Origin of the sequence: Enterobacter cloacae complex sp. P6RS, from assembly GCF_014982245.1 — a bacterium.
Taxonomy (GTDB): Bacteria; Pseudomonadota; Gammaproteobacteria; order Enterobacterales; family Enterobacteriaceae; genus Enterobacter; species Enterobacter bugandensis.
Genome location: NZ_JADCLB010000014.1, coordinates 1 through 22,131 on the forward strand (window position 1 = coordinate 1; position 22,131 = coordinate 22,131).

The 22,131-nt window shown below is 56.5% G+C and carries 20 protein-coding genes; 4 read left to right on the forward strand and 16 right to left on the reverse strand.

Going from position 1 to position 22,131, the window contains the following annotated elements; all coding sequences use genetic code 11:
* Positions 1-220: 220 nt before the first annotated feature.
* From hemG to pepQ, 4 genes are read right to left on the reverse strand one after another with little or no spacing between them, the layout of a single operon-like run.
* Entirely contained in the window at positions 221-766 is a 546-nt protein-coding gene (gene hemG, locus INF73_RS08185; protein ID WP_028014767.1) for a menaquinone-dependent protoporphyrinogen IX dehydrogenase, read from the reverse strand.
* Positions 767-776: 10 nt separating this feature from the next.
* Positions 777-2,228, reverse strand: coding sequence for a Trk system potassium transporter TrkH (trkH, locus tag INF73_RS08190; RefSeq protein WP_013099227.1), 1,452 nt, complete (start codon positions 2,226-2,228; stop codon positions 777-779).
* Positions 2,229-2,268: 40 nt separating this feature from the next.
* On the reverse strand, positions 2,269-2,883 hold the full coding sequence (locus tag INF73_RS08195; protein ID WP_041911843.1) for an IMPACT family protein: 615 nt from the start codon (positions 2,881-2,883) through the stop codon (positions 2,269-2,271).
* A complete protein-coding gene (gene pepQ / locus INF73_RS08200) occupies positions 2,883-4,214 on the reverse strand; it encodes a Xaa-Pro dipeptidase (protein WP_028014769.1) in 1,332 nt (443 codons plus the stop codon). Before pepQ ends, INF73_RS08195 begins: the two co-directional genes overlap by 1 nt.
* A gap of 190 nt (positions 4,215-4,404) precedes the next feature.
* On the opposite strand from pepQ, the gene fadB reads away from it, so the two are divergent.
* Together fadB and fadA are read left to right on the forward strand one after the other, a co-directional pair.
* Complete coding sequence (gene fadB, locus INF73_RS08205) at positions 4,405-6,594, forward strand: fatty acid oxidation complex subunit alpha FadB (protein WP_045260977.1); 2,190 nt, start codon at positions 4,405-4,407, stop codon at positions 6,592-6,594.
* A gap of 9 nt (positions 6,595-6,603) precedes the next feature.
* Entirely contained in the window at positions 6,604-7,767 is a 1,164-nt protein-coding gene (gene fadA / locus INF73_RS08210) for an acetyl-CoA C-acyltransferase FadA (RefSeq protein WP_193541508.1), read from the forward strand.
* Between the two features lie 182 nt (positions 7,768-7,949).
* Here the strand turns inward: fadA and fre are convergent, their stop codons facing one another.
* Both fre and ubiD read right to left on the reverse strand, forming a co-directional pair.
* On the reverse strand, positions 7,950-8,651 hold the full coding sequence (fre, locus tag INF73_RS08215; protein WP_028014772.1) for an NAD(P)H-flavin reductase: 702 nt from the start codon (positions 8,649-8,651) through the stop codon (positions 7,950-7,952).
* Between the two features lie 42 nt (positions 8,652-8,693).
* The gene (gene ubiD / locus INF73_RS08220) at positions 8,694-10,187 is read right to left on the reverse strand and encodes a 4-hydroxy-3-polyprenylbenzoate decarboxylase (protein ID WP_028014773.1); all 1,494 of its coding nucleotides are present in this window, start codon (positions 10,185-10,187) and stop codon (positions 8,694-8,696) included.
* 170 nt (positions 10,188-10,357) lie between these two features.
* Here ubiD and rfaH point away from each other — a divergent pair, with 170 nt between their 5' ends.
* Positions 10,358-10,849, forward strand: a complete 492-nt coding sequence (rfaH, locus tag INF73_RS08225) for a transcription/translation regulatory transformer protein RfaH (RefSeq protein WP_020882871.1) — start codon at positions 10,358-10,360, stop codon at positions 10,847-10,849.
* Here the strand turns inward: rfaH and tatD are convergent.
* The 9 genes from tatD to udp form a co-directional block, all read right to left on the reverse strand.
* Positions 10,846-11,628, reverse strand: coding sequence for a 3'-5' ssDNA/RNA exonuclease TatD (gene tatD / locus INF73_RS08230; RefSeq protein ID WP_193051446.1), 783 nt, complete (start codon positions 11,626-11,628; stop codon positions 10,846-10,848). The genes rfaH and tatD overlap by 4 nt on opposite strands.
* Before the next feature lie 41 nt (positions 11,629-11,669).
* Positions 11,670-12,440: a Sec-independent protein translocase subunit TatC gene (gene tatC / locus INF73_RS08235; protein WP_028014775.1), complete on the reverse strand. Its 771-nt coding sequence runs from the start codon at positions 12,438-12,440 to the stop codon at positions 11,670-11,672.
* Between the two features lie 2 nt (positions 12,441-12,442).
* Positions 12,443-12,985, reverse strand: a complete 543-nt coding sequence (gene tatB, locus INF73_RS08240) for a Sec-independent protein translocase protein TatB (protein ID WP_028014776.1) — start codon at positions 12,983-12,985, stop codon at positions 12,443-12,445.
* 3 nt (positions 12,986-12,988) lie between these two features.
* Positions 12,989-13,243, reverse strand: a complete 255-nt coding sequence (gene tatA / locus INF73_RS08245) for a Sec-independent protein translocase subunit TatA (protein ID WP_013099238.1) — start codon at positions 13,241-13,243, stop codon at positions 12,989-12,991.
* Between the two features lie 76 nt (positions 13,244-13,319).
* Positions 13,320-14,960, reverse strand: coding sequence for a ubiquinone biosynthesis regulatory protein kinase UbiB (gene ubiB, locus INF73_RS08250; protein ID WP_028014777.1), 1,641 nt, complete (start codon positions 14,958-14,960; stop codon positions 13,320-13,322).
* The gene (gene ubiJ, locus INF73_RS08255; RefSeq protein WP_028014778.1) at positions 14,957-15,562 is read right to left on the reverse strand and encodes a ubiquinone biosynthesis protein UbiJ; all 606 of its coding nucleotides are present in this window, start codon (positions 15,560-15,562) and stop codon (positions 14,957-14,959) included. Before ubiJ ends, ubiB begins: the two co-directional genes overlap by 4 nt.
* A 13-nt stretch (positions 15,563-15,575) precedes the next feature.
* The gene (gene ubiE, locus INF73_RS08260; protein ID WP_028014779.1) at positions 15,576-16,331 is read right to left on the reverse strand and encodes a bifunctional demethylmenaquinone methyltransferase/2-methoxy-6-polyprenyl-1,4-benzoquinol methylase UbiE; all 756 of its coding nucleotides are present in this window, start codon (positions 16,329-16,331) and stop codon (positions 15,576-15,578) included.
* A 66-nt stretch (positions 16,332-16,397) separates the two neighbouring features.
* Complete coding sequence (rmuC, locus tag INF73_RS08265) at positions 16,398-17,855, reverse strand: DNA recombination protein RmuC (protein WP_193541510.1); 1,458 nt, start codon at positions 17,853-17,855, stop codon at positions 16,398-16,400.
* Positions 17,856-17,994: 139 nt separating this feature from the next.
* On the reverse strand, positions 17,995-18,756 hold the full coding sequence (gene udp / locus INF73_RS08270) for a uridine phosphorylase (protein ID WP_003860792.1): 762 nt from the start codon (positions 18,754-18,756) through the stop codon (positions 17,995-17,997).
* A 255-nt stretch (positions 18,757-19,011) separates the two neighbouring features.
* Between udp and INF73_RS08275 the strand changes: the two genes are divergently transcribed.
* Positions 19,012-19,818: a dienelactone hydrolase family protein gene (locus INF73_RS08275; RefSeq protein ID WP_047366706.1), complete on the forward strand. Its 807-nt coding sequence runs from the start codon at positions 19,012-19,014 to the stop codon at positions 19,816-19,818.
* A 43-nt stretch (positions 19,819-19,861) separates the two neighbouring features.
* On the opposite strand, the gene metE is transcribed toward INF73_RS08275, so the two are convergent.
* Positions 19,862-22,123: a 5-methyltetrahydropteroyltriglutamate--homocysteine S-methyltransferase gene (gene metE, locus INF73_RS08280; RefSeq protein WP_193541513.1), complete on the reverse strand. Its 2,262-nt coding sequence runs from the start codon at positions 22,121-22,123 to the stop codon at positions 19,862-19,864.
* Between the last annotated feature and the right edge of the window lie 8 nt (positions 22,124-22,131).

The following is a 22,131-nucleotide window of genomic DNA, read 5'->3' on the forward strand; positions in this document are numbered from 1 at the left end:
TGTTAAAGAGCAGTGCCGCTTCGTTTTCGCTGCGGCGCGGGGTGTGCATATTACGCTTTCCCGCTTCAGAGTCAAGCGTTTATTTTGCTTTTCTCTGCTGACCCGGCGGCGTGTGTGCCGTTGTTCCGTGTCAGTGGAGGCGCATTATAGGGAGTTATTCTGAAGTGACAAGCACAAAATACAAAAAACTTTTCGTTCGCTCACTTTTCAAACTTAACGCTTATTTAAGTCGCGAATCGCCCGCTAAATGGGCAATTTCCCGCGCAAAACTGGCCACCTGCGACCAGTCGGTATAAACCACTTCTTTACGCGTATCGGTTTCGCCACCCGTCATCTTCATTATCAGGCGGATCATGAAGCGGTCATACCAGCGGTAGCGAGGATAGCGTAGCGCACCGGCAAAGACGGCGCACAGGTCTGGCTGCCACGGCGAGCCGAGCAAAAACTTGCGCGTGTAGCTGTTGGTCTGCGGCGTACGCTTCTCAGCTTTACGGGCAACCAGATTGACCGAGTAAAACGCGCCCGGCAATGTGTTGAGTACCGCCGTATGCTTTTTCACAAAGCGATCCAGCGCCGGATGGAAGTGTCCGTAACGAATGGAGGCGCCAATCACCACGCGATCGTACTCCTGCCAGGCAATCTCCTCCGCGCGATTCAGGTTCACCACATCCGAGTAAATGCCCAGCTCTTTTAATTCCGACGCCAGATACGCGGCAATCTCACGCGTTTGTCCGTCTCGCGTAGAGAAAAGAATCAGTGTTTTCATCAACGGCTCCTTATTCGCGCCAGAATGTTGGGGTAAACAGTACCAGCAGCGTAAAGACCTCAAGGCGACCAAACAGCATATTGGCAATAAGGATCCATTTCGCAACCGGGTTCATGCTGGCAAAGTTATCCGCCACAACCCCCAGGCCAGGCCCGAGGTTGTTCAGTGTTGCGACGACGGACGCAAAGGCGGAGAAATCATCCACTCCCGTCGCGATGATAGCCAGCATGCTGACGATAAAGACCAGCGCATACGCCGAGAAGAACCCCCACACCGCTTCGAGGATACGTTCCGGCAGCGCGCGGTTCCCCAGCTTAATGCTGTAGACCGCATTCGGGTGGACCAGGCGCTTCAGCTCACGGTTCCCCTGCTTGAACAGCAGCAGAATACGAATCACCTTCAGACCACCGCCCGTCGACCCGGCGCAGCCGCCGATAAACGCGGAGCACAGCAGAAGTACCGGCAGGAACAGCGGCCAGCGCGCGATGCTGTCCGTGGTAAACCCGGCGGTCGTCGCCATCGACACCACCTGGAAAAACGCCTGATTGAGCGTGGTCAGCGCCGAGTTGTAAACATCATGGAACCACAGCACCAGGGTGCAGATGACGACCAGGGTAAGCTGGACGCCAATGAACATGCGGAACTCAGGATCGCGCCAGTACACCTTCAGGCTACGTCCGCTCAGTAAAGAGAAGTGCAGGCCGTAGTTACAGCCGGAGATCAGCAGGAAAATCGCAATGATGGTGTTAATCGTTGGGCTGTCGAAGTAGCCCACGCTGGCATCGTGAGTGGAGAACCCGCCAATGGCAATCGTCGCGAAGCTGTGCCCGATAGCATCAAACGCAGGCATCCCGGCAAACCACAGCGCAAGTGCGCAGGCTACCGTCAGCAAAACATAAATCAGCCACAGAGTTTTCGCCGTCTCGGCAATACGTGGACGCATCTTGTTGTCTTTCAGCGGCCCCGGCATTTCAGCCCTGTACAGCTGCATCCCCCCGACGCCCAGAATCGGCAGGATGGCCACCGCCAGGACGATGATCCCCATCCCCCCGAACCACTGCAGCATCTGGCGATAAAAGAGAATAGCGTGGGGTAACGAATCCAGCCCCACCAGCGTCGTCGCACCGGTGGTCGTTAAACCAGAAAACGATTCAAAAAAGGCATCCGTGATGCTGAGGTTAGGCTGCTCAGAGAAGATAAAGGGCAGCGAACCGACGCTTCCCAGCACCGTCCAGAACAGGACCACAATCAGAAAGCCTTCGCGAGATTTCAGCTCACCTTTCTGACGACGGTTCGGCCACCACAGCAGCGAGCCGATCGCCAGCGCGACAAAGAAGGTCTGGGTAAAAGCCCGCCCCGCGCCGTCCCGGTAGATAAGCGCCACCAGTCCAGGGAGAATCATCGTCCCCGAAAAGAGTATGACCAGCAGTCCAACGATTCGGGTTATGGCACGAAAATGCATCTCTGCCGCTTCCTTTGGTATTCAAAAAGTGAGGTGGGGATTATTCTTCAATCGGCAGCAATTGCAACGAACCGCGACTGAAATCAGCCAGTTTTGCTGAAAAAGCAGCCAGTTCTGCCTGAGGAAGCGCCACGCGTAATTGCACCATTGCCTGGTAATCACTGTGCGCAATCACGCCGTTAAATTGTTTGAGCAGTGTTTCAATGCCCGATAGCTGAGCGTAATCGCACAATAAAGTATATTCGGTGAGCGGCGTTTTGCGGGTGGTCGTCAGGATATTCAGTGCCTGCTGAACGCCGCCGCCATACGCTTTTACCAGCCCACCCGTACCTAACAGGATGCCGCCGTAGTAGCGCACCACCACGGCGGTAATTTCACCCACGCCGCTGCCCATCAGCTGGGAGAGCATGGGTTTACCGGCTGTGCCCGCCGGTTCACCGTCGTCTGAAAAACCGAGCTGTTGCGAATCGTCCGGTGGCCCTGCCACCCACGCCACGCAGTGGTGACGTGCGTCAGGGTGCTCCGCGCGAACGGATTCGACAAACGCTTTCGCCGCCTCTACGCCGTCGGTGTGCGCCAGCAGCGTAATAAAGCGGCTTTTCTTGATTTCCTCAACAAAGGTGACCGGTTCAGCCGGTATCAGCCAGCTTTCCATCAGGCCAGCTTCAGGTCTCGCGTCATATTCTCGATACCGTTCTCGTGAACCACCACGTTATCTTCGATACGAATGCCGCCAAACGGTTTCAGCGCGTCGATTTTTTCCCAGTTGAAGTGCTTGCTGAACTGCCCTTCACGCCACGGCGCCAGCAGGGATTCAATAAAGTAGATCCCCGGCTCGATGGTCAATACCATGCGCGGCTCAAGAATACGGGTGCAGCGCAGGTAAGGATATTTAGACGGTGCCGCCAGGTGCGTGCCGGTATCATCCTGCATGAAGCCCGCAACGTCGTGAACCTGCAGGCCCAGCGGGTGGCCGATACCGTGCGGCATAAATGGCCCGGTCAGGTCGTTTTCGACCATCGCCTCTTCGCTCATGTCTTTCACAATCTGATGCTTACGCAGCAGTTTGGCAATGCGCTGATGGAACTGGATGTGGTAATCCACGTAGCTGGTTCCGGCCTTCATGGTGCCAATCAACGCCAGCTGTTCGTCGTTTACGTCCTTAATAAGCTGCGCAAAATCGGTATCCGCATTCGCCGCCCAGGTGCGGGTCAGATCGGCCGCATAGCCGTTGTACTCTGCGCCTGCGTCCAGCAGGAAGCTGCGCATCTCAGACGGAACCTGATGATCCAGTTTGGTGTAGTGGAGAACAGACGCATGCTCATTCAGCGCGACGATGTTGCTGTACGGTACGTCGGTGTCACGATGACCGGTTGCGGTCAGGTAGGCCAGGTTGATATCGAACTCGCTCATGCCTGACTGGAACGCTTCGTGCGCGGCGCGGTGACCATTCACCGCCGTTTTTTGCGCTTCACGCATGCAGTAGAGTTCATAGTCGGTTTTATACGCGCGGTAATAGTGCAGGTAATCCAGCACGCCTTTCGGATTGAGTTTGTCAGCCGGAATATCCAGACCGAGCGCACGTTCAGGTACAGGGCCAATGTAGCCGATGTTGCCGCGCGCCGCTGGCAGCTGGCTGCCAATGCCGTCCGCTTTTGGCAGGGCGATCACCTCAATTTCTTCGGTCCAGAAAGAGGTCGGCAGCGGTTCGACGTTGTGCCAGTAATCAACCGGCAGGTAGAACCACAGTTTCGGCTTGTTCACGCCGTCCACCAGCAGCCAGCAATTCGGAACCTGTGTCACCGGCACCCAGGCTTTAAACTGCGGGTTAACCTTAAACGGATAGGCGTGGTCATCAAGAAAAGTATTCATCAGCTCGCCGGAGTGGATCAGAAGAGCATCCAGCTTGAAGCGGGCCAGTACATCGCGGGTACGTTCCTGTAGGGTAACGATATGATTTTTATAAAGCGAAGCCAGTGAGTCCATCATTCTTCCTTTCGTTTTTTTGACCTCAAGTCATCGCATCTTAGCACACCTCACTCCGGCTGCGTGATTTCCACCGACCGTGATCAACGCAGCAATTTCTTAATGAGTAATTTGCATTTTATTAACATAAATTCCACACTCCGTCTCATCTGGTATGACCAGATCCACTTGCTGGATTCAGGAGACTGACATGCTTTACAAAGGCGACACCCTGTACCTCAACTGGCTGGAAGATGGCATTGCCGAACTGGTGTTCGATGCCCCCGGCTCAGTGAATAAGCTTGATACCGCGACGGTGGCCAGTCTTGGCCAGGCGCTGGAAGTACTTGAAAAGCAATCTGAATTAAAAGGGCTGCTGCTGCGTTCTAACAAAGCGGCCTTTATTGTCGGTGCCGATATCACCGAATTCCTCTCGCTGTTCCAGGTTCCGGAAGAACAGCTGAGCCAGTGGCTGCACTTTGCCAACAGCGTCTTTAATCGTCTGGAAGATCTGCCTGTTCCAACGATCTCTGCCGTGAACGGCTACGCGCTGGGCGGCGGCTGCGAGTGCGTGCTGGCGACCGACTACCGTCTGGCGACGCCAGACCTGCGTATCGGCCTGCCGGAAACCAAGCTGGGCATCATGCCGGGCTTTGGCGGTTCCGTGCGTATGCCCCGCATGCTGGGCGCCGACAGCGCCCTGGAAATCATTGCCGCTGGTAAAGACGTGGGTGCAGAACAGGCGCAGAAAATCGGCCTGGTCGACGGCGTCGTGAAACCAGAGAAGCTGGTTGAAGGTGCACTCGCTATTCTGCGTCAGGCGATTAACGGCGACCTCGACTGGAAAGCCAAACGCCAGCCGAAGCTGGAACCGTTAAAGCTTAGCAAGATTGAAGCCACCATGAGCTTCACCATCGCCAAAGGCATGGTGATGCAGACGGCGGGTAAACACTACCCGGCGCCAATCACGGCGGTGAAAACCATTGAAGCGGCAGCCCGCTTTGGCCGCGACGAAGCCCTGAAGCTGGAAAACCAGAGCTTTGTTCCACTGGCGCACACCAATGAAGCCCGCGCGCTGGTTGGCATCTTCCTCAACGATCAGTTCGTGAAAGGCAAAGCCAAACAGCTGACCAAAAACGTTGAGACGCCAAAACACGCGGCGGTACTCGGCGCCGGTATTATGGGCGGCGGCATCGCTTACCAGTCGGCCTGGAAAGGCGTGCCGGTAGTGATGAAAGACATCAACGAGAAATCTCTGACGCTGGGCATGACCGAAGCCGCCAAGCTGCTGAATAAACAGCTTGAGCGCGGAAAAATTGACGGGCTGAAGCTCGCAGGCGTGATCTCAACCATCCAGCCTGTGCTGGAATACAGCGGTTTCGACCGTGTGGACGTGGTGGTTGAAGCGGTCGTTGAGAACCCGAAAGTCAAAAAAGCGGTGCTGGCGGAAACGGAAGACAAGGTTCGCCCGGACGCCGTCCTGGCCTCAAACACCTCCACCATCCCCATCAGCGAACTGGCGAGCGTGCTGAAGCGTCCGGAAAACTTCTGCGGAATGCACTTCTTCAACCCGGTACACCGTATGCCACTGGTCGAAGTGATCCGTGGAGAAAAAACCTCTGACGAAACCATCGCTAAAGTCGTGGCGTGGGCAAGCAAGATGGGTAAAACGCCGATCGTCGTTAATGACTGCCCTGGCTTCTTCGTCAACCGCGTGCTGTTCCCGTACTTCGCCGGCTTCAGCCAGCTGCTGCGCGACGGCGCGGACTTCCGCAAAATCGACAAAGTAATGGAAAAACAGTTCGGCTGGCCGATGGGCCCGGCGTATCTGCTGGACGTCGTCGGCATTGATACCGCCCACCACGCGCAGGCCGTCATGGCGGCGGGCTTCCCGCAGCGCATGCAGAAAGATTATCGCGATGCCATTGACGCCCTCTTTGACGCCAACCGCTTCGGACAGAAAAACGGCCTGGGCTTCTGGCGTTATAAAGAAGACAGCAAAGGCAAACCGAAGAAAGAAGAAGATGCGGCGGTGGATGGCCTGCTGGCCGACGTATGCCAGCCGAAACGCGACTTCACCGACGACGAAATTATTGCCCGCATGATGATTCCGATGATCAACGAAGTGGTCCGTTGCCTGGAAGAAGGCATTATCGCCAGCCCGGCAGAAGCGGATATGGCGTTGGTATATGGCCTGGGCTTCCCTCCGTTCCACGGCGGCGCGTTCCGCTGGCTGGATACGCTCGGCAGCGCCCGCTATCTCGATATGGCGCAGCAGTATCAGCACCTCGGCCCGCTTTATGAAGTGCCGGAAGGGCTGCGTAACAAAGCGCGCCATAACGAACCCTACTATCCAGCAGTTGAGCCAGCCCGTCCGGTTGGCGCGCTGAAAACGGCTTAAGGAGTCACAATGGAAAAGGTTGTCATTGTTGATGCGATTCGCACCCCGATGGGCCGTTCAAAAGGCGGTGCGTTCCGTAACGTGCGAGCGGAAGATCTCTCCGCGCACCTGATGCGTAGCCTGCTGGCGCGTAACCCGGCGCTGGACCCAGCAGCGCTCGACGATATCTACTGGGGCTGCGTGCAGCAAACGCTGGAGCAGGGATTCAACATCGCCCGCAACGCGTCGCTGCTGGCGGAGATCCCGCATTCGGTTCCGGCCGTTTCCGTCAACCGCCTGTGCGGTTCGTCGATGCAGGCCCTGCACGACGCGGCGCGCATGATCATGACCGGCGATGCGCAGGCCTGTCTGGTCGGCGGCGTTGAACACATGGGCCACGTGCCGATGAGCCACGGGGTCGATTTCCACCCGGGCATGAGCCGCAACGTGGCGAAAGCTGCGGGAATGATGGGCCTGACCGCCGAGATGCTCTCCCGCCTGCACGGCATCAGTCGTGAAATGCAGGATGCTTTTGCCGCGCGCTCTCACGCCCGCGCCTGGGCCGCCACGCAGTCCGGTGCCTTCAAGAATGAGATCATCCCGACCGGGGGCCACGATGCAGACGGCGTACTGAAGCAGTTCAGCTACGACGAAGTTATTCGCCCGGAAACGACGGTCGAAGCGCTTTCTACCCTGCGTCCGGCATTTGATCCGGTCACCGGTACGGTAACGGCAGGGACGTCGTCGGCGCTGTCCGACGGTGCCGCCGCGATGCTGGTGATGAGCGAAAGCCGCGCCCGCGAATTGGGCCTGACGCCACGCGCTCGCGTGCGTTCGATGGCGGTGGTGGGCTGCGATCCTTCAATCATGGGTTACGGCCCGGTTCCGGCCTCGAAGCTGGCGCTGAAAAAAGCGGGCTTAACTGCCAGCGATATCGATCTGTTCGAGATGAACGAAGCGTTTGCCGCGCAGATCCTGCCGTGCATTAAAGATCTGGGGCTGATGGAGCAGATCGACGAGAAGATTAACCTCAACGGCGGCGCGATCGCCCTCGGTCACCCGCTGGGCTGTTCCGGGGCGCGTATCAGCACGACGCTGATTAACCTGATGGAACGCAAAGATGCCCAGTTTGGTCTGGCAACGATGTGTATCGGCCTGGGTCAGGGTATCGCGACGGTGTTTGAGAGAGTGTAAGTAAGGAAAAGTATCTCAAAGCCAATGACGTCAGAACAAGGCGGCAAGCGAGCGAATCCCGATGAGCTTACATTAGTAAGTGATTCGGGTGAACGAGCGCAGCCAACGCAGTTATGGCGTCATTGGCGAAGAGAGACAGTTTAGTTGCCGTTCTTCCCGCCTGTCAGGGGCGGGTTTTTTATTTAAATGAAGGCAAACGCATCGCCAAACAGGCGATCTTCACGCGCATCGCGTTCGTTACAGAACAGGTCGCGGGCAATTTTCGCCATCTCGAAACGGCCTGCAATGTAGATATCATGTCCCGCCAGCGTGCCGTGATCCTGCAGTACCGCCGTCAGCACCGTCCCGCTACGTCCACGCCAGCCCTCTTCCGGCTGCTCGACCACTGGCTCAATGCGCAGGTTAGGATGGTTAACGCTCAGCGCTTCCAGTTCAGACAGGTCGTACAGGTGCTTCTCTTCACGGCCGCCCCAGTAGATGGTGATGTCACGGTCTGGATTACGCGCCAGCGCGGTCAACAGAATAGAGCGCACATAGGAGAAGCCCGTACCGCCCGCGATCAGAATCAGCGGACGGTCTTCGTCATCACGCAACCACGCGTCGCCGTGAGGAATGTCGACCACAATCTCACGCTCTTTCAGGATGCGGTCCATCACGGCCATCGCGTACAGGTTAAGCTCAGACGCACCAATATGCAGCTCAATAAATTCCTGCTCTGCTGGCGTAGAAGCCATAGAGAAAGGACGCTTATCACGCTCATCCATCACTACCATCAGGTACTGGCCGGCACGGAATGAGAATGCCGCTTCAGGAACCAAACGGACGCGATATACGGTGTCGGTAATAGCATCTACCGACGTCACTTTACAGCTTAAGGTTGTCATTCGCTCTCTCTGTCGGGAAGTCTATAGGGCTTAACGGTCAGCTCAGGGTTTACCGTTATTCATTATGGCCAGTTCGTCCCAGATCGCGTCAATTCGCGCGGTCACAGCAGGATCTTTTTTGATCGGGCGACCCCATTCACGGTCGGTTTCGCCAGGCCATTTATTTGTGGCATCCAGTCCCATCTTTGAGCCAAGACCGGAAACCGGCGAGGCAAAATCCAGATAATCTATCGGCGTATTTTCGACTAACACCGTATCACGCGCAGGATCCATTCGCGTGGTTATCGCCCAGATAACGTCGTTCCAGTCACGGGCGTTAACGTCATCATCGCAGACAATAACAAATTTGGTATACATAAACTGGCGCAGGAAAGACCATACGCCCATCATCACGCGTTTAGCATGTCCGGGATACTGCTTCTTCATCGTGACCACCGCCATGCGATACGAGCATCCTTCAGGCGGCAGATAAAAATCAACGATTTCCGGGAACTGCTTTTGCAGGATCGGCACAAATACTTCGTTCAGCGCCACGCCGAGCACCGCCGGTTCATCCGGTGGGCGGCCAGTATAGGTGGAGTGATAAATCGCATCTTCACGTTGAGTAACATGCGTGACGGTAAACACCGGGAAGTTATCCACTTCGTTGTAATAGCCGGTATGGTCGCCGTATGGGCCTTCTGGCGCCATTTCACCCTGCTCAATGTAACCTTCCAGCACAATTTCGGCGCTGGCCGGCACTTCGAGATCGTTGGAGATACACTTCACGACCTCGGTTTTAGTCCCGCGCAGCAGGCCAGCAAACGCATATTCAGAGAGCGTATCCGGTACGGGCGTAACCGCCCCCAGAATGGTGGCCGGATCGGCACCTAACGCGACAGACACCGGGAACCGTTCACCCGGATGTGCAGCACACCACTCCTGGAAATCCAGCGCGCCGCCGCGGTGCGACAGCCAGCGCATGATGAGCTTATTCTTGCCAATCAGCTGCTGGCGATAAATACCGAGGTTTTGCCGCTCTTTATGCGGTCCGCGCGTCACGGTGAGGCCCCAGGTGATCAGCGGCGCAGCATCTTCAGGCCAGCACTGCATGATAGGGATTTTGGTGAGATCCACCGCATCGCCTTCCAGCACTTTCTGCTGACACGGCGCGCCGCGCAGGCGTTTGGTGGGCATGTTCAACACCTGCTTAAACTGCGGCAGCTTATCGAACAGATCGCGGAAACCTTTCGGTGGCTCAGGCTCTTTCAGAAATGCCAGCAGTTTCCCCACTTCACGCAGCGCGGTAACGTCTTCCTGCCCCATTCCCAGCGCGACACGACGCGGGGTGCCAAACAGGTTGCACAGCACCGGCATTGAGTAACCTTTTGGATTTTCAAACAGTAATGCAGGGCCACCGGCACGCAGGGTGCGGTCAGCAATTTCTGTCATTTCCAGATAAGGATCAACAGGAAGTGTAATGCGTTTCAGTTCACCCTGCTTTTCCAGCAGCGTCAGGAAGTCGCGGAGATCGTGGTATTTCATGCAGTTAGTCATGGCCTCTCTGTAAGCGCTTCATTATACGGCGTAAGCCTGCTTGATGCTGTAATTTTGTTAAATTAGCGTGAACTTATCCGCTGTGTTCGAATTTCCCCCATTATAATCAACTTAGCGATCCCTCCAGGGTTTTGATATGCTTGCGCCCCGAACTAAGGGAAAGAGTGATTATGCAGGCCTGGTATTTACTGTATTGCAAACGCGGGCAACTTCAGCGCGCGCAGGAACATCTTGAACGTCAGTCTGTAAATTGTCTGACACCCGTGATCACGCTTGAAAAAATGCAGCGCGGGAAGCGCACAACCGTCAGTGAGCCTTTATTCCCGAACTATCTGTTCGTGGAGTTCGACCCTGAGGTGATCCACACCACTACCATCAGCGCAACGCGCGGCGTCAGCCACTTCGTTCGTTTTGGTGCCCACCCGGCAACCGTTCCGTCGACCGTCATTCATCAGCTGTCTGTTTATCAACAGCCTGAAGGGATCACCGACCCGGAAACCCCTTACGCGGGTGATAGCGTCGTCATTACCGAAGGCGCATTCGAAGGCCTGCAGGCGATTTTCGCCGAGCCGGACGGTGAAGCGCGCTCCATGCTGTTGCTCAATCTGCTGAACAAGCAGGTGCTGCAGAGCGTGAAAAACACCGACTTCCGCAAAGTTTAAACGTTTATCCCGAACAGGCGACGCACGTTGTCATCCGTCTGCGCGGAAAGCCAGTGCGGACCCTCTCCACGCCAGTGCGCTACGCGCTCAACAATGTGCCCCAGCAAGGCGGGCTCGTTTCGCCGCGATGCCGGTTTGGGCTTCATATCTCGCGGCAGCAGGTATGGCGCATCGGTTTCAAGAAGCAAACGGTCTGCCGGGATTATCGGCAGCAGCTCGCGAAGCTCAAGCCCTCGGCGCTCATCACACACCCAACCGGTGATCCCCAGATACAAACCGCGGTTCAGGCAATCCAGCGCTTCCTGGCGAGACCCGGTGAAGCAGTGGAGCACTGCGCCGGGCAGTTTATCCAGCCACGGGTCCAGCAGTGCGAGAAAACGTTCATGCGCATCGCGACAGTGCATAAAGACGGGCATTTCAAGCTCTGCCGCCAGCGCAAGCTGGGCAGTGAACGCCTTTTCCTGTTCTTCAGGCGTCGAGAAGTTGCGGTTAAAATCGAGCCCGCACTCGCCAATAGCCACCACCTCTGCCGTTTTTGCCAGTGTGCGCAGGGTTTCTGCGCTCTCCGCCGTCCACTGGCTGCTGTCATGAGGGTGGACGCCTGCGGTTGACCAGCAGTGTTGATAGCGTTGCGCCAGCAGCAGCGCCTGCTCGCTCTCATGCAGGTTGGTCCCGGTCAGGAGCAGCCCTTTTACGCCAGCCTCAAAAGCACGCGCAACCACCTCGTCACGATCTTTCGCAAACTGCGAGCTGGTCAGGTTGAGTCCGATATCAAACATGCGATTCCCCATAGAACAACCGCCCTGACGGGCGGCTGGTTTTACTCTTCAGTGGTCTTTTCGGACGCATCGTCTTCATCGTCCGACCGGCGTCCTTTTCCCACGTAGAAACGCGAGAAGAATACGCCAACCTCAAACAGGCAGTACATCGGTATTGCCAGCAGCGTTTGTGAGAAGACGTCCGGCGGCGTCAACAGCATGCCGACTACGAAGGCGCCCACCAGAATATAGGGACGTTTCTTACGCAGGTCATCAGGGGTGGTTACCCCAACCCAGCAGAGCAGCACAATGGCCACCGGCACTTCAAACGCCACACCGAACGCCATAAACAGCGCCATCACAAAGCTGAGGTAGCTGGCGATATCCGTCGATACCTGAACCCCTTCCGGCGCGGTATGCGTCAGGAAGCCAAAGGCCAGCGGGAAGACAACGAAGTAGGCAAACGCCATGCCGATATAGAACAGCAGCGAACTGGAGACCAGCAGCGGGATCACCAGTTTACGTTCGTGCCTGTACAGTGCTGGCGCCACAAATGCCCATACCTGATAAAGGATGACGGGTGCAGACGCAATCAACGACACCCAGAAGGTGAGCTTAATAGGGGTGAAAAACGGTGATGCAACGTCTGTTGCAATCATCGTTGCCCCCAGCGGCATCTGCTTGATCAGCGGCGCAGAAACCACCTGATAAATATCGTTGGCGAAATAGACCAGGCACAGGAATATGAGGAATACCGCAATAATGCAGTTTAACAGGCGCTTACGCAGCTCAATCAGGTGCGTAATAAGCGGTTGGGTATCATCTACTGCCATAGTTACGCTTTATCACTCGACGAGGGGGATGATTCGGAAACGGGCGCGGCGGGTTTCGCTTCAGCCGCTTTTACAACCGGCTCTTCCGGCTGCGCCTGTTTTTTCAGTTCAGTTTCCTGCGGCGTTTGTTCAGGCGCTGCGGCCTGGTGCTCCGCACTCGCTGGCGTCACGCCCTCACGCTGCGCTTCGCTGTCCTTCACCACCGGGTTATGAATAGTGTTCGCTTCATCGCTCGCTTTTTCAGGATCGTTAACGCTGTAAGAGCGCTTCATGGATTCCGCCGCTTCGCGCAGCTCATCCATTGAGGCTTTCAGTTCCGGCGTCAGGTTATCCATGCTCGCCTTCTCAACCTTTTTCAGGCTTTCCTGAAACTCCTGCAGCTTAAGTTCCTGCGCCAGCTCGTTCTGAACGGTCGAAGCCAGCGATCTTAGCGCTCGAACCCAGCCCACGACGGTTTTCACCGCTACCGGCAGACGCTGCGGCCCCAGCACGATCAGACCAATCACAAAGACCAGCAGCAGCTCACTAAAACCAATGTCGAACACGACTTACACCTGCTCTTTATCGTGGCGTTTAGCGTCTTCCTTTTTGGCATCTTCCTGCTTATCGGAGATGGATTTAGCAGTAAAGTCAGCGTCCTGGCTGGTTTTATCCTGCTTGCTCTCATCATCGCTCATTGCTTTCTTGAAGCCTTTGATAGACGCGCCCAGATCGGAACCAATAGAACCGAGCTTTTTGGTGCCAAACAGCAGCACAACGATGACGGCAATAATGACTAATTGCCAGATACTGATACCACCCATACATATTCCTCAGGGATAGATGATTAATTGGTCAGGTCGCATTATACGTATGCGACCTGTCGATGGCGATGCAAACTCAGCGCGTTTTTCTCCATCCTGCAAGCCAGACAACAACCCCGCCAGCCATCAGCCAGGCGGGCATCATCTGCCAGTCAGGACGGTTGATCAGCAGCAACGTACCGCTCAGCAGCAGCGTTGCGCCAATGCCAAAGAGGTAGCGTGACTGTCCCTGGCGCACACGGCTGGACTGAAGCTCGCGGGCGATTTTATCCATGCTGTGCTGAAGATTCTTGCTCTGACGCAAACTGTCGTAAACCAGTTCAGGAATTTCAGGCATTTTTTCGATCCAGAACGGTCCTTTCTCTTTCAGCGAACGCACCAGCGCTGGAAGGCCAACCTGATCCTTAATCCAGGATTCCAGGAAAGGTTTAGCCGTCTTCCACAAGTCTAACTGAGGATAGAGTTGTCGACCTACACCCTCAACGTAAAGTAATGTTTTCTGAAGTAAAACTAACTGTGGCTGAACTTCCATATTAAAGCGGCGGGCCGTATTGAACAGGTTTAACAGCACGTGTCCAAAAGAGATCTCTGCTAGCGGTTTTTCAAAAATCGGTTCGCAAACGGTACGGATAGCAAACTCGAACTCTTCGACGTTGGTGTCTGGCGGAACCCAGCCGGAATCCACATGCAGCTCGGCCACCTTACGGTAGTCGCGGTTGAAGAAGGCGATGAAGTTCTCAGCCAGATAACGTTTATCTTCTTTATTCAGCGAGCCCACAATTCCGCAGTCGATACCGATGTATTTCGGATCCTCAGGATGCTCATAGCTCACGAAGATATTGCCCGGATGCATGTCCGCATGGAAAAAACTGTCGCGGAATACCTGGGTAAAGAAGACCTGCACGCCACGTTCGGCCAGCAGCTTCATGTTCGTTCCCTGCTTCTCCAGGGCCACCACATCCGAAACCGGAATACCGTAGATGCGCTCCATGACCATCATGTTCTGGCTGCAATAGTCTGAATAGACTTCAGGCACGTAGAGCATCGGGCTGTTTTCAAAATTGCGGCGCAGCTGAATGGCGTTTGCCGATTCTCGCAGCAGATTAAGCTCATCAATCAGCGTTTTTTCATATTCCCGCACCACTTCCATCGGGCGCAGTCGACGGCCGTCCGGCAGCAGACGCGGAACCCAGCGCGCCAGACGATAAATTAGCTTCATGTCGGCTTTGATGATCGGCAGGATATCCGGGCGGATCACCTTGATCACCACCTCTTTGCCGTTCTCTTTCAGACGCGCAGTGTGCACCTGAGCGATAGAAGCCGACGCCAGCGGTTCTATTTCGAAATCGTCAAACCAGGTTTCAACGGGAAGGTTACCCATCGCCTCCTCGATCTGTTTCTTCGCTCTCACCCCGTCAAACGGGGCGACACGGTCCTGCAGCATCGCCAGTTCATCGGCAATGTGCGGCGGGAAGAGATCGCGGCGAGTTGAGAGCATCTGTCCGAACTTAATCCATACCGGGCCGAGCTCCTGCAGCGCCAGACGCAGGCGTTCACCCAGCGGCTGACCTTTATGGCGATTTGGCATCCAGAACAGCGTCCGCCGCCAGATCCTGAGCGGCAGCGTGATACGCATTTTGGGGATGAGCTCGTCGAGCCCGTAACTCAAAAAGGTGTGGATGATAAAATAGAGGCGCCGAATTTCACCAGGCGTCATTTGCCCTCCAGTTTTTCCAGCCGTTTGCTTAGGGCATCAACCGCACGTTCAACCGCGGCCGTCTCTTCTGCGAACCACGCAACTTCCAGCGGCCCGGGCGCCATGCGCCACTCTTCGGTCAGCACTTCTGCGGCATAACGCTGTTGGCGTTGCAGATTTTTGCGCAGGAACGCCGTGCCGCCATGAATAACTTTCCCGATCCCTTCAGCGGCGATGTCGCCAATAAAAGGCGCCAGCAGCTCTGCCGGGTCAAACTCAGCCAGATCGCTGAGCGCAACGAAGTTCTGCACGACCTGGATGTCGCCTTCCACTTCCAGCTCACCGCTGCGGATAAGCGCCGTTAATTGCTGGCGATCGCGCAGTTTTGGCAGCACGCTCATATGGGTAATGACCGAGCAATCAGCTTCACCTTCCCACTCACCCAGAACGTCAAGCTGACGTTCGCTGAAAACCAGCACGAGCGGCGTCGAGAACTCTTTTAACACAATGCGCAGTACCTTCCCGTTTAGCCGCTGACGTGCGGCTTTCAGCGCCGGAGCGCGATACAGGAAGGCATTCAGCACATTCTCGATGCCTGCGGTGACTAAGGGTTTAAAGGGCACGGGACACCTCCACTCAGAATTTGTAACCGCGATGCAGCGCGACGACACCCGCCGTCATGTTGAAGTACTCAACGTTCTCAAATTCCGCATCCTGCATCATGGCTTTTAAGGTGTCCTGATCCGGATGCATGCGAATTGATTCCGCCAGATAGCGATAGCTTTCCGCGTCGTTTGCCACCAGTTCGCCAATACGCGGCAGCACGTGGAAGGAATATGCGTCGTAGGCTTTGCTCAGCGGGTCGATAATCGGTTTAGAGAACTCGAGCACCAGCAGGCGTCCACCCGGCTTCAACACGCGGTACATGGAACGCAGCGCTTTTTCTTTATCGGTGACGTTACGCAGACCGAAGGAAATCGTGATGCAGTCAAAAGTATTGTCCGGGAACGGCAGCGCTTCGGCGTTGGCCTGCACGTATTCCACGTTACCCACCACGCCGATGTTACGCAGCTTTTCGCGTCCCATTTTAAGCATGGAGTCATTAATATCAGCCAGTACAACGCGACCGGTTTCGCCCACCAGACGGGAGAATTTCGCCGTCAGATCGCCCGTACCGCCAGCCAGATCGAGAACCGTTTGTCCACGACGCACACCGCTGCAGTCGATGGTGAAGCGCTTCCACAAGCGATGAATGCCGAACGACATCAAGTCATTCATCACATCGTACTTCGCCGCCACGGAATGAAATACGTGGGCCACCATGTCAGCTTTCTGCGCTTTGGCTACAGTCTGAAAGCCAAAGTGCGTCGTGTCTTGTGAATCGTCAACCATCTCAGAGCCTGCTAATCAGTCAAATGTTCGTGAAGTGTAACAGATTGGGCGCAATTGCCCTACGATTCAACCACCGCGAAAGAAACGCGCTGGCTGCTCGTCTGGCGATAAATCCGCCGCTAAATCGTTGTCCTGGTTGGGGGTATTTTGTTCATCCCCGCCCTCACGCAGTCGGAACTCTTCGTCCTGCGCTGTGGCCTGTTCGACCAATTCCGGATTAATCTCGCGTTTAACCTCCACTCCCAGGCTGCGGAATGCTTCAGCCTGCGCAAGCAGATTGCCACGCCCGGAGGAGAGCTTTTTCATCGCCTGGCGGTAGTTATCCTGCGCACGATCCAGGCTTTGCCCGACGGAGGTCATGTCGTCCACGAAGAGGCGCATTTTGTCGTACAGCTTGCTGGCGCGGTCGGCAATCTGCTGCGCGTTACGGCTCTGGTGTTCGTAGCGCCACAGGTTAGCAATGGTGCGTAAGGCCACCAGCAGCGTGGTGGGGCTGACCAGCATAATGTTATTTTTCAGCGCTTCGGTGATCAGTTCGGGCTGTCTGTCGAGCGCCAGCAAAAACGCGGGTTCGACCGGGATAAACATCAGCACGTAGTCCAGCGAGCGCAGCCCAGGCAGTTGCTGATAATCCTTTCTACCCAGCAGGCGAATATGGTTACGCACGGAGGCAATGTGCTCCTGCAGCGCCGATTCGCGCGTATAGTCGTCTTCAGCGTTGAAGTAGCGCTCATAGGCCACCAGCGTCATTTTGGCGTCAATGACCACATCTTTGCCCTGCGGCAGACGCACAATCACATCCGGCTGCATTCGCGAGCGGGCATCGTTTTCGATACTCACCTGCGTTTCGTATTCATACCCTTCCCGCAGGCCAGAGGCCTCCAGCACGCGGGTGAGCACCACTTCCCCCCAGTTACCCTGGGTTTTGTTATCGCCTTTCAGCGCCCGCGTCAGGTTGACCGCCTCCTGCGCCATCTGGGCATTCAGCTGTTGAAGATTGCGGATCTCATGCGCCAGCGTGTGGCGTTCGCGGGCTTCCTGACCAAAGCTGTCCTGTACCTGACGGCGAAAGCCGTCCAGCTGTTCGCGCAGCGGCGTCAGCAGGCTGTTCAGGCTCTGGCGATTTTGCTCATCAACGCGGCGGTTGCTGTGCTCAAAAATACGGTTGGCGAGGTTCTCGAACTGCTCGCTGAGGCGCTGCTCGCTGTTGATCATCTGGCGGATTTTGTCTTCGGCGTGCAGCTGGGTGGATTCAAGGCGGGTAGTCACTTCGCGGAGATCGGCCTCCAGCGAGGTGTTGATGTCGCGCAGGTTACGCAGTTCGTTATTGAGCAGTTCACACTCGTCGCGCCAGTGGTCGGTCAGCGCAAGCTGTTGTTTTGCGGCGCTTAAATCGGCGACGATCTCTTCGCGTTCAGCCAACTGCTCGGCCTTCTGCTGTGCATGCTGATAGCTGGATATCAGCCAGCCTATCGCCACGCCAGCCAGCGCAATTACCGCATAAATCAGGATTGAGATATCCATAACGCCCCCTGCATCAACGTATTACCCGCACAAAATAAGATTGTGCTGTATAAACGTCCAGTTTGAAAGGGTTTTCCTGCGAGGCGCTACGCAAAAAATAAAGGCCGAACGCGTCGGCCTTTTATCTCAGAGAGGAGGACTAGATCAGGCGGCGAGCCGCTTCAACCACGATTTTCACCGCGTGACTTTCTGTCTGCTTCATGGTTTCGGCGTTCGGGATCTCCTGCTGGGTGCGGTTGACGATAACGCCCGCCACCATACCGGCACGCAGACCCTGGCTTGCGCACATGGTCAGCAGCGTTGCGGATTCCATCTCGTAGTTCATCACGCCCATGGATTGCCACTCTTCCATTGAGCCTTTGAAGCGGCTCACTACGCGGCCTGAGAAGGTGTCGTAACGCTCCTGGCCCGGATAGAAGGTATCAGAAGAGGCAGTTACGCCCACATGAGTGGTTGCGCCCACGGATTTCGCCGCTTCAACCAACGCGGTGGTGCACTCGAAGTCAGCCACTGCCGGGAATTCCATCGGTGCAAAGTGCAGGCTTGCGCCGTCCAGACGCACGGATGCGGTCGTCACCAGCACGTCGCCGACGTTGATGTGCGGCTGAATCGCGCCGGTGGTGCCGATACGCAGGAAAGTACGAATGCCCAGCTGCGCCAGCTCTTCCACGGCAATAGAGGTAGACGGGCCACCGATACCGGTAGAGCACACAATCACCGCTTTGCCATCCAGCTCTGCGCGCCAGGTGGTGAATTCACGATGGGCAGCCAGCTTGACCGGCTTATCCATCAGCGCGGCGATCTTTTCCACACGCTCTGGGTCGCCAGGGACGATAGCGAGCGTAGCCCCTTGTAAATCGTTTTTAGTGAGGCCGAGATGAAAAACATCAGACTTAGACATAGGTGACTCCTCTGTGGGTCGGTTAGTCAGAAGAAGTAAAACGGTACTTTACAGAAGCGGTAAGCATAATTTCGTGACGCATCTCACCATGAATGAAAATGATTGCATTGAATTTCCATCAAAAAGTGATTCACATCACATTAACAAGTTATATCGTCGGGTGCTGCACAAAAGATAGACCGTTTAAGGCACTGTGAGTTGTTAACCTGGTGTCTATATTTACCTTTGCGCTAACTCATTGGTACGGAGAATGCCATGACTGAAAAAACCGGATTTGCACCTGCTGCGGCTCCGCATGCTTCAACTATCGTCTCAACCTCAGAAGAGGCCATTACGGCAGGCGAGACCTCCATCCCCTCTCAGGGGGAAAATATGCCTGCATATCACGCGCGGCCAAAGTCAGCAGACGGCCCGCTACCCATCGTGATTGTGGTTCAGGAGATTTTCGGCGTTCACGAACATATTCGCGACCTCTGCCGCCGCCTGGCGCTGGAGGGTTATCTGGCCGTTGCGCCAGAGCTCTACTTCCGTCAGGGCGATCCGAATGACTACAGTGATATCCCGACGCTGTTCAGCAACCTGGTCAGCAAAGTGCCGGACGCGCAGGTGCTGGCAGACCTCGACCATGTCGCCAGCTGGGCGGCGCGCAACGGCGGCGACCCGCACCGCTTAATGGTCACCGGTTTCTGCTGGGGTGGACGCATTAGCTGGCTGTATGCCGCGCATAACCCGCAGTTGAAAGCCGCCGTTGCCTGGTACGGCAAACTGGTGGGCGAAAAGACGCTGAACTCACCGAAGCATCCGGTTGATATCGCTACCGATCTCAATGCCCCGGTGTTAGGGCTATATGGTGGCCAGGATACCGGCATTCCGCTTGATACCGTCGAGACGATGCGCCACGCGCTGCGGGCGGCGAACGCGAAGGCCGAAATCGTGGTGTATCCCGATGCCGGACACGCGTTTAATGCCGATTATCGTCCGAGCTATCACGCGGAATCCGCGAAAGATGGCTGGCAGAGAATGCTGGCATGGTTTAGCCAGTACGGTGGGAAGAAAGCATAAAAAAAGCCCGGTGGCGACTGCGCCTTACCGGGCCTGCGTGTCATCAAGCCTGACGCAAATTCTGCGCCGCCTTCACCATGTTGGCGAGCGCCGCACGTGTCTCCGACCAGCCGCGGGTTTTCAGGCCGCAGTCCGGGTTTACCCACAGGCGTTCTGCCGGGATACGCTGGGCAGCTTTCCTCAGCAGCGCTTCAATCCACTCCACGCTCGGCACGTTCGGGGAGTGAATGTCATATACGCCCGGCCCAATTTCGTTCGGGTAGTCGAACTCTTCAAACGACTCCAGCAGCTCCATGTCTGAACGCGAGGTCTCGATGGTGATCACGTCTGCATCCAGCGCGGCAATCGAATCCATGATGTCATTAAATTCGCAGTAACACATATGGGTGTGGATCTGGGTGTCGTCCTTCGCCACTGCGGCGTTGATGCGGAACGCTTCCACGCCCCACTGCAGGTAAGCATCCCAGTCGCTGCGGCGCAGCGGCAAACCTTCGCGCAGCGCCGGTTCGTCAATCTGGATGATGCCAATCCCCGCCGCCTCCAGATCCGCCACTTCATCACGCAGCGCCAGCGCGATCTGTTTGGCGATGGTTTCACGGGTCACGTCTTCGCGCGGGAACGACCAGCAGAGAATGGTCACCGGGCCGGTCAGCATGCCTTTTACCGGCTTGTCGGTCAGGGACTGGGCGTACTTCGCCCACTCCACCGTGATCGGTTCCGGGCGGCTGACGTCCCCAATGACCACCGGCGGCTTCACGCAGCGGGAGCCGTAGCTCTGCACCCAGCCATTCTGGGTAAAGACGAAGCCGTCCAGGTGTTCACCGAAGTATTCGACCATGTCGTTACGCTCGGCTTCGCCGTGCACCAGCACGTCCAGCCCGAGGCGTTCCTGCTCGATAATCGCCTGCTTGATGTGTTCCGCAATGCCGGTGCGGTAATGATTCGCGTCCAGATTGCCCTTTTTGAAGTCCAGACGCAGGCCGCGGATCTCGGTAGTTTGCGGGAATGAACCGATGGTCGTGGTCGGCCACGCGGGAAGATTGAAGCGGGCGCGCTGGGCTTCGGCACGTACCTCGTACGGGCTCTGACGCTGGCTGTCCCGGGCGGTGATGGCCGCCAGACGTTTTTCCACCGCCGGGTTGTGCACGCGAGCCGAGTGACGACGCGCCTGAATCGGTGCGCTCCAGTCGGTAATCGCCGCCGTATCGCCGCTGTTGAGCGCGTCGCGCAGCAGTGCCAGCTCTTCACATTTTTGCAGGGCGAAGGCAAACCAGCTCTTCACTTCAGGGTCGAGACGGGTCTCCACGCTCAGATCGATCGGACTGTGCAGCAGCGAGCAGGATGAAGCCACCCACAGCTCGCGTTTACCGACGATGTCTTTAATTTGGGCGTATTTCTCGCTCAGATCGGCGCGCCAGACGTTACGGCCGTTGACCAGACCGGCGGAGAGCAACCACTCCTCAGGCAGGCGCTCGTGCAGCTCTGCGACATCGTCCTTACCGTGAACCAGGTCAACGTGCAGGCCCTGAACCGGCAGCGCGGTGATAGTGTCGAGGTTTGGCGTCACGCCCTCGAAATAGGTGGTCAGCAGCAGCTTCACCTGGCCGGTGAGCGCGTCATACGCCGGTTTGAAGGCATCGAGCCACTCCTGCGGCAGCTCCAGCACCAGCGCGGGTTCGTCGATTTGCACCCACTGAATGCCGCGCTTGCCCAGCTCAATCAGCACCTGCTTATATACCGGCAGAATATCGTTCAGCAGGCTGAGGCGGTCAAATTGTTCGCCCTTCACTTTACCCAGCCACAGGTAGGTTACCGGCCCCAGCAATACGGGCTTCACCTGGTGGCCCAGCGCCAGCGCTTCATCCACTTCGTCCAGAAGCTGCGTCCAGGTCAGCGTAAACTGCTGACCTTTGACGAACTCCGGCACCATATAGTGATAGTTGGTGTTAAACCACTTGGTCATTTCCGCCGCTGCCGCTGGCTCACCCGTTGGCGCGCGGCCACGGCCGATGCGGAACAGGGTGTCGATATCCACCGATCCATCTTTGTTCTGATGACGAGCCGGCACGTTGCCCAGCAGCAGGCTGGTCGTCAGAACATGGTCGTACCAGGCGAAATCGCCCACCGGCAGCAGGTCAATACCCGCCTGTTTTTGCTGATCCCAGTGACGGGCGCGCAGCTCCCGCCCCACCGCCAGGAGTTCTTCACGGGAGGCGTTGCCCGCCCAGTAGCTTTCTTGCGCTTTTTTCAGCTCGCGACGCAGGCCAACGCGAGGAAAACCGAGAGTGTGAGTGCGGATTGTCATGGTATGCC

Coding starts and splice junctions, on each gene's coding strand:
- hemG (WP_028014767.1), bottom strand. CDS start 766: ATGAAAACACTGATTCTTTTCTCTACGCGAGACGGACAAACGCGTGAG.
- trkH (WP_013099227.1), bottom strand. CDS start 2,228: ATGCATTTTCGTGCCATAACCCGAATCGTTGGACTGCTGGTCATACTC.
- INF73_RS08195 (WP_041911843.1), bottom strand. CDS start 2,883: ATGGAAAGCTGGCTGATACCGGCTGAACCGGTCACCTTTGTTGAGGAA.
- pepQ (WP_028014769.1), bottom strand. CDS start 4,214: ATGGACTCACTGGCTTCGCTTTATAAAAATCATATCGTTACCCTACAG.
- fadB (WP_045260977.1), top strand. CDS start 4,405: ATGCTTTACAAAGGCGACACCCTGTACCTCAACTGGCTGGAAGATGGC.
- fadA (WP_193541508.1), top strand. CDS start 6,604: ATGGAAAAGGTTGTCATTGTTGATGCGATTCGCACCCCGATGGGCCGT.
- fre (WP_028014772.1), bottom strand. CDS start 8,651: ATGACAACCTTAAGCTGTAAAGTGACGTCGGTAGATGCTATTACCGAC.
- ubiD (WP_028014773.1), bottom strand. CDS start 10,187: ATGACTAACTGCATGAAATACCACGATCTCCGCGACTTCCTGACGCTG.
- rfaH (WP_020882871.1), top strand. CDS start 10,358: ATGCAGGCCTGGTATTTACTGTATTGCAAACGCGGGCAACTTCAGCGC.
- tatD (WP_193051446.1), bottom strand. CDS start 11,628: ATGTTTGATATCGGACTCAACCTGACCAGCTCGCAGTTTGCGAAAGAT.
- tatC (WP_028014775.1), bottom strand. CDS start 12,440: ATGGCAGTAGATGATACCCAACCGCTTATTACGCACCTGATTGAGCTG.
- tatA (WP_013099238.1), bottom strand. CDS start 13,243: ATGGGTGGTATCAGTATCTGGCAATTAGTCATTATTGCCGTCATCGTT.
- ubiB (WP_028014777.1), bottom strand. CDS start 14,960: ATGACGCCTGGTGAAATTCGGCGCCTCTATTTTATCATCCACACCTTT.
- ubiE (WP_028014779.1), bottom strand. CDS start 16,331: ATGGTTGACGATTCACAAGACACGACGCACTTTGGCTTTCAGACTGTA.
- rmuC (WP_193541510.1), bottom strand. CDS start 17,855: ATGGATATCTCAATCCTGATTTATGCGGTAATTGCGCTGGCTGGCGTG.
- udp (WP_003860792.1), bottom strand. CDS start 18,756: ATGTCTAAGTCTGATGTTTTTCATCTCGGCCTCACTAAAAACGATTTA.
- INF73_RS08275 (WP_047366706.1), top strand. CDS start 19,012: ATGACTGAAAAAACCGGATTTGCACCTGCTGCGGCTCCGCATGCTTCA.
- metE (WP_193541513.1), bottom strand. CDS start 22,123: ATGACAATCCGCACTCACACTCTCGGTTTTCCTCGCGTTGGCCTGCGT.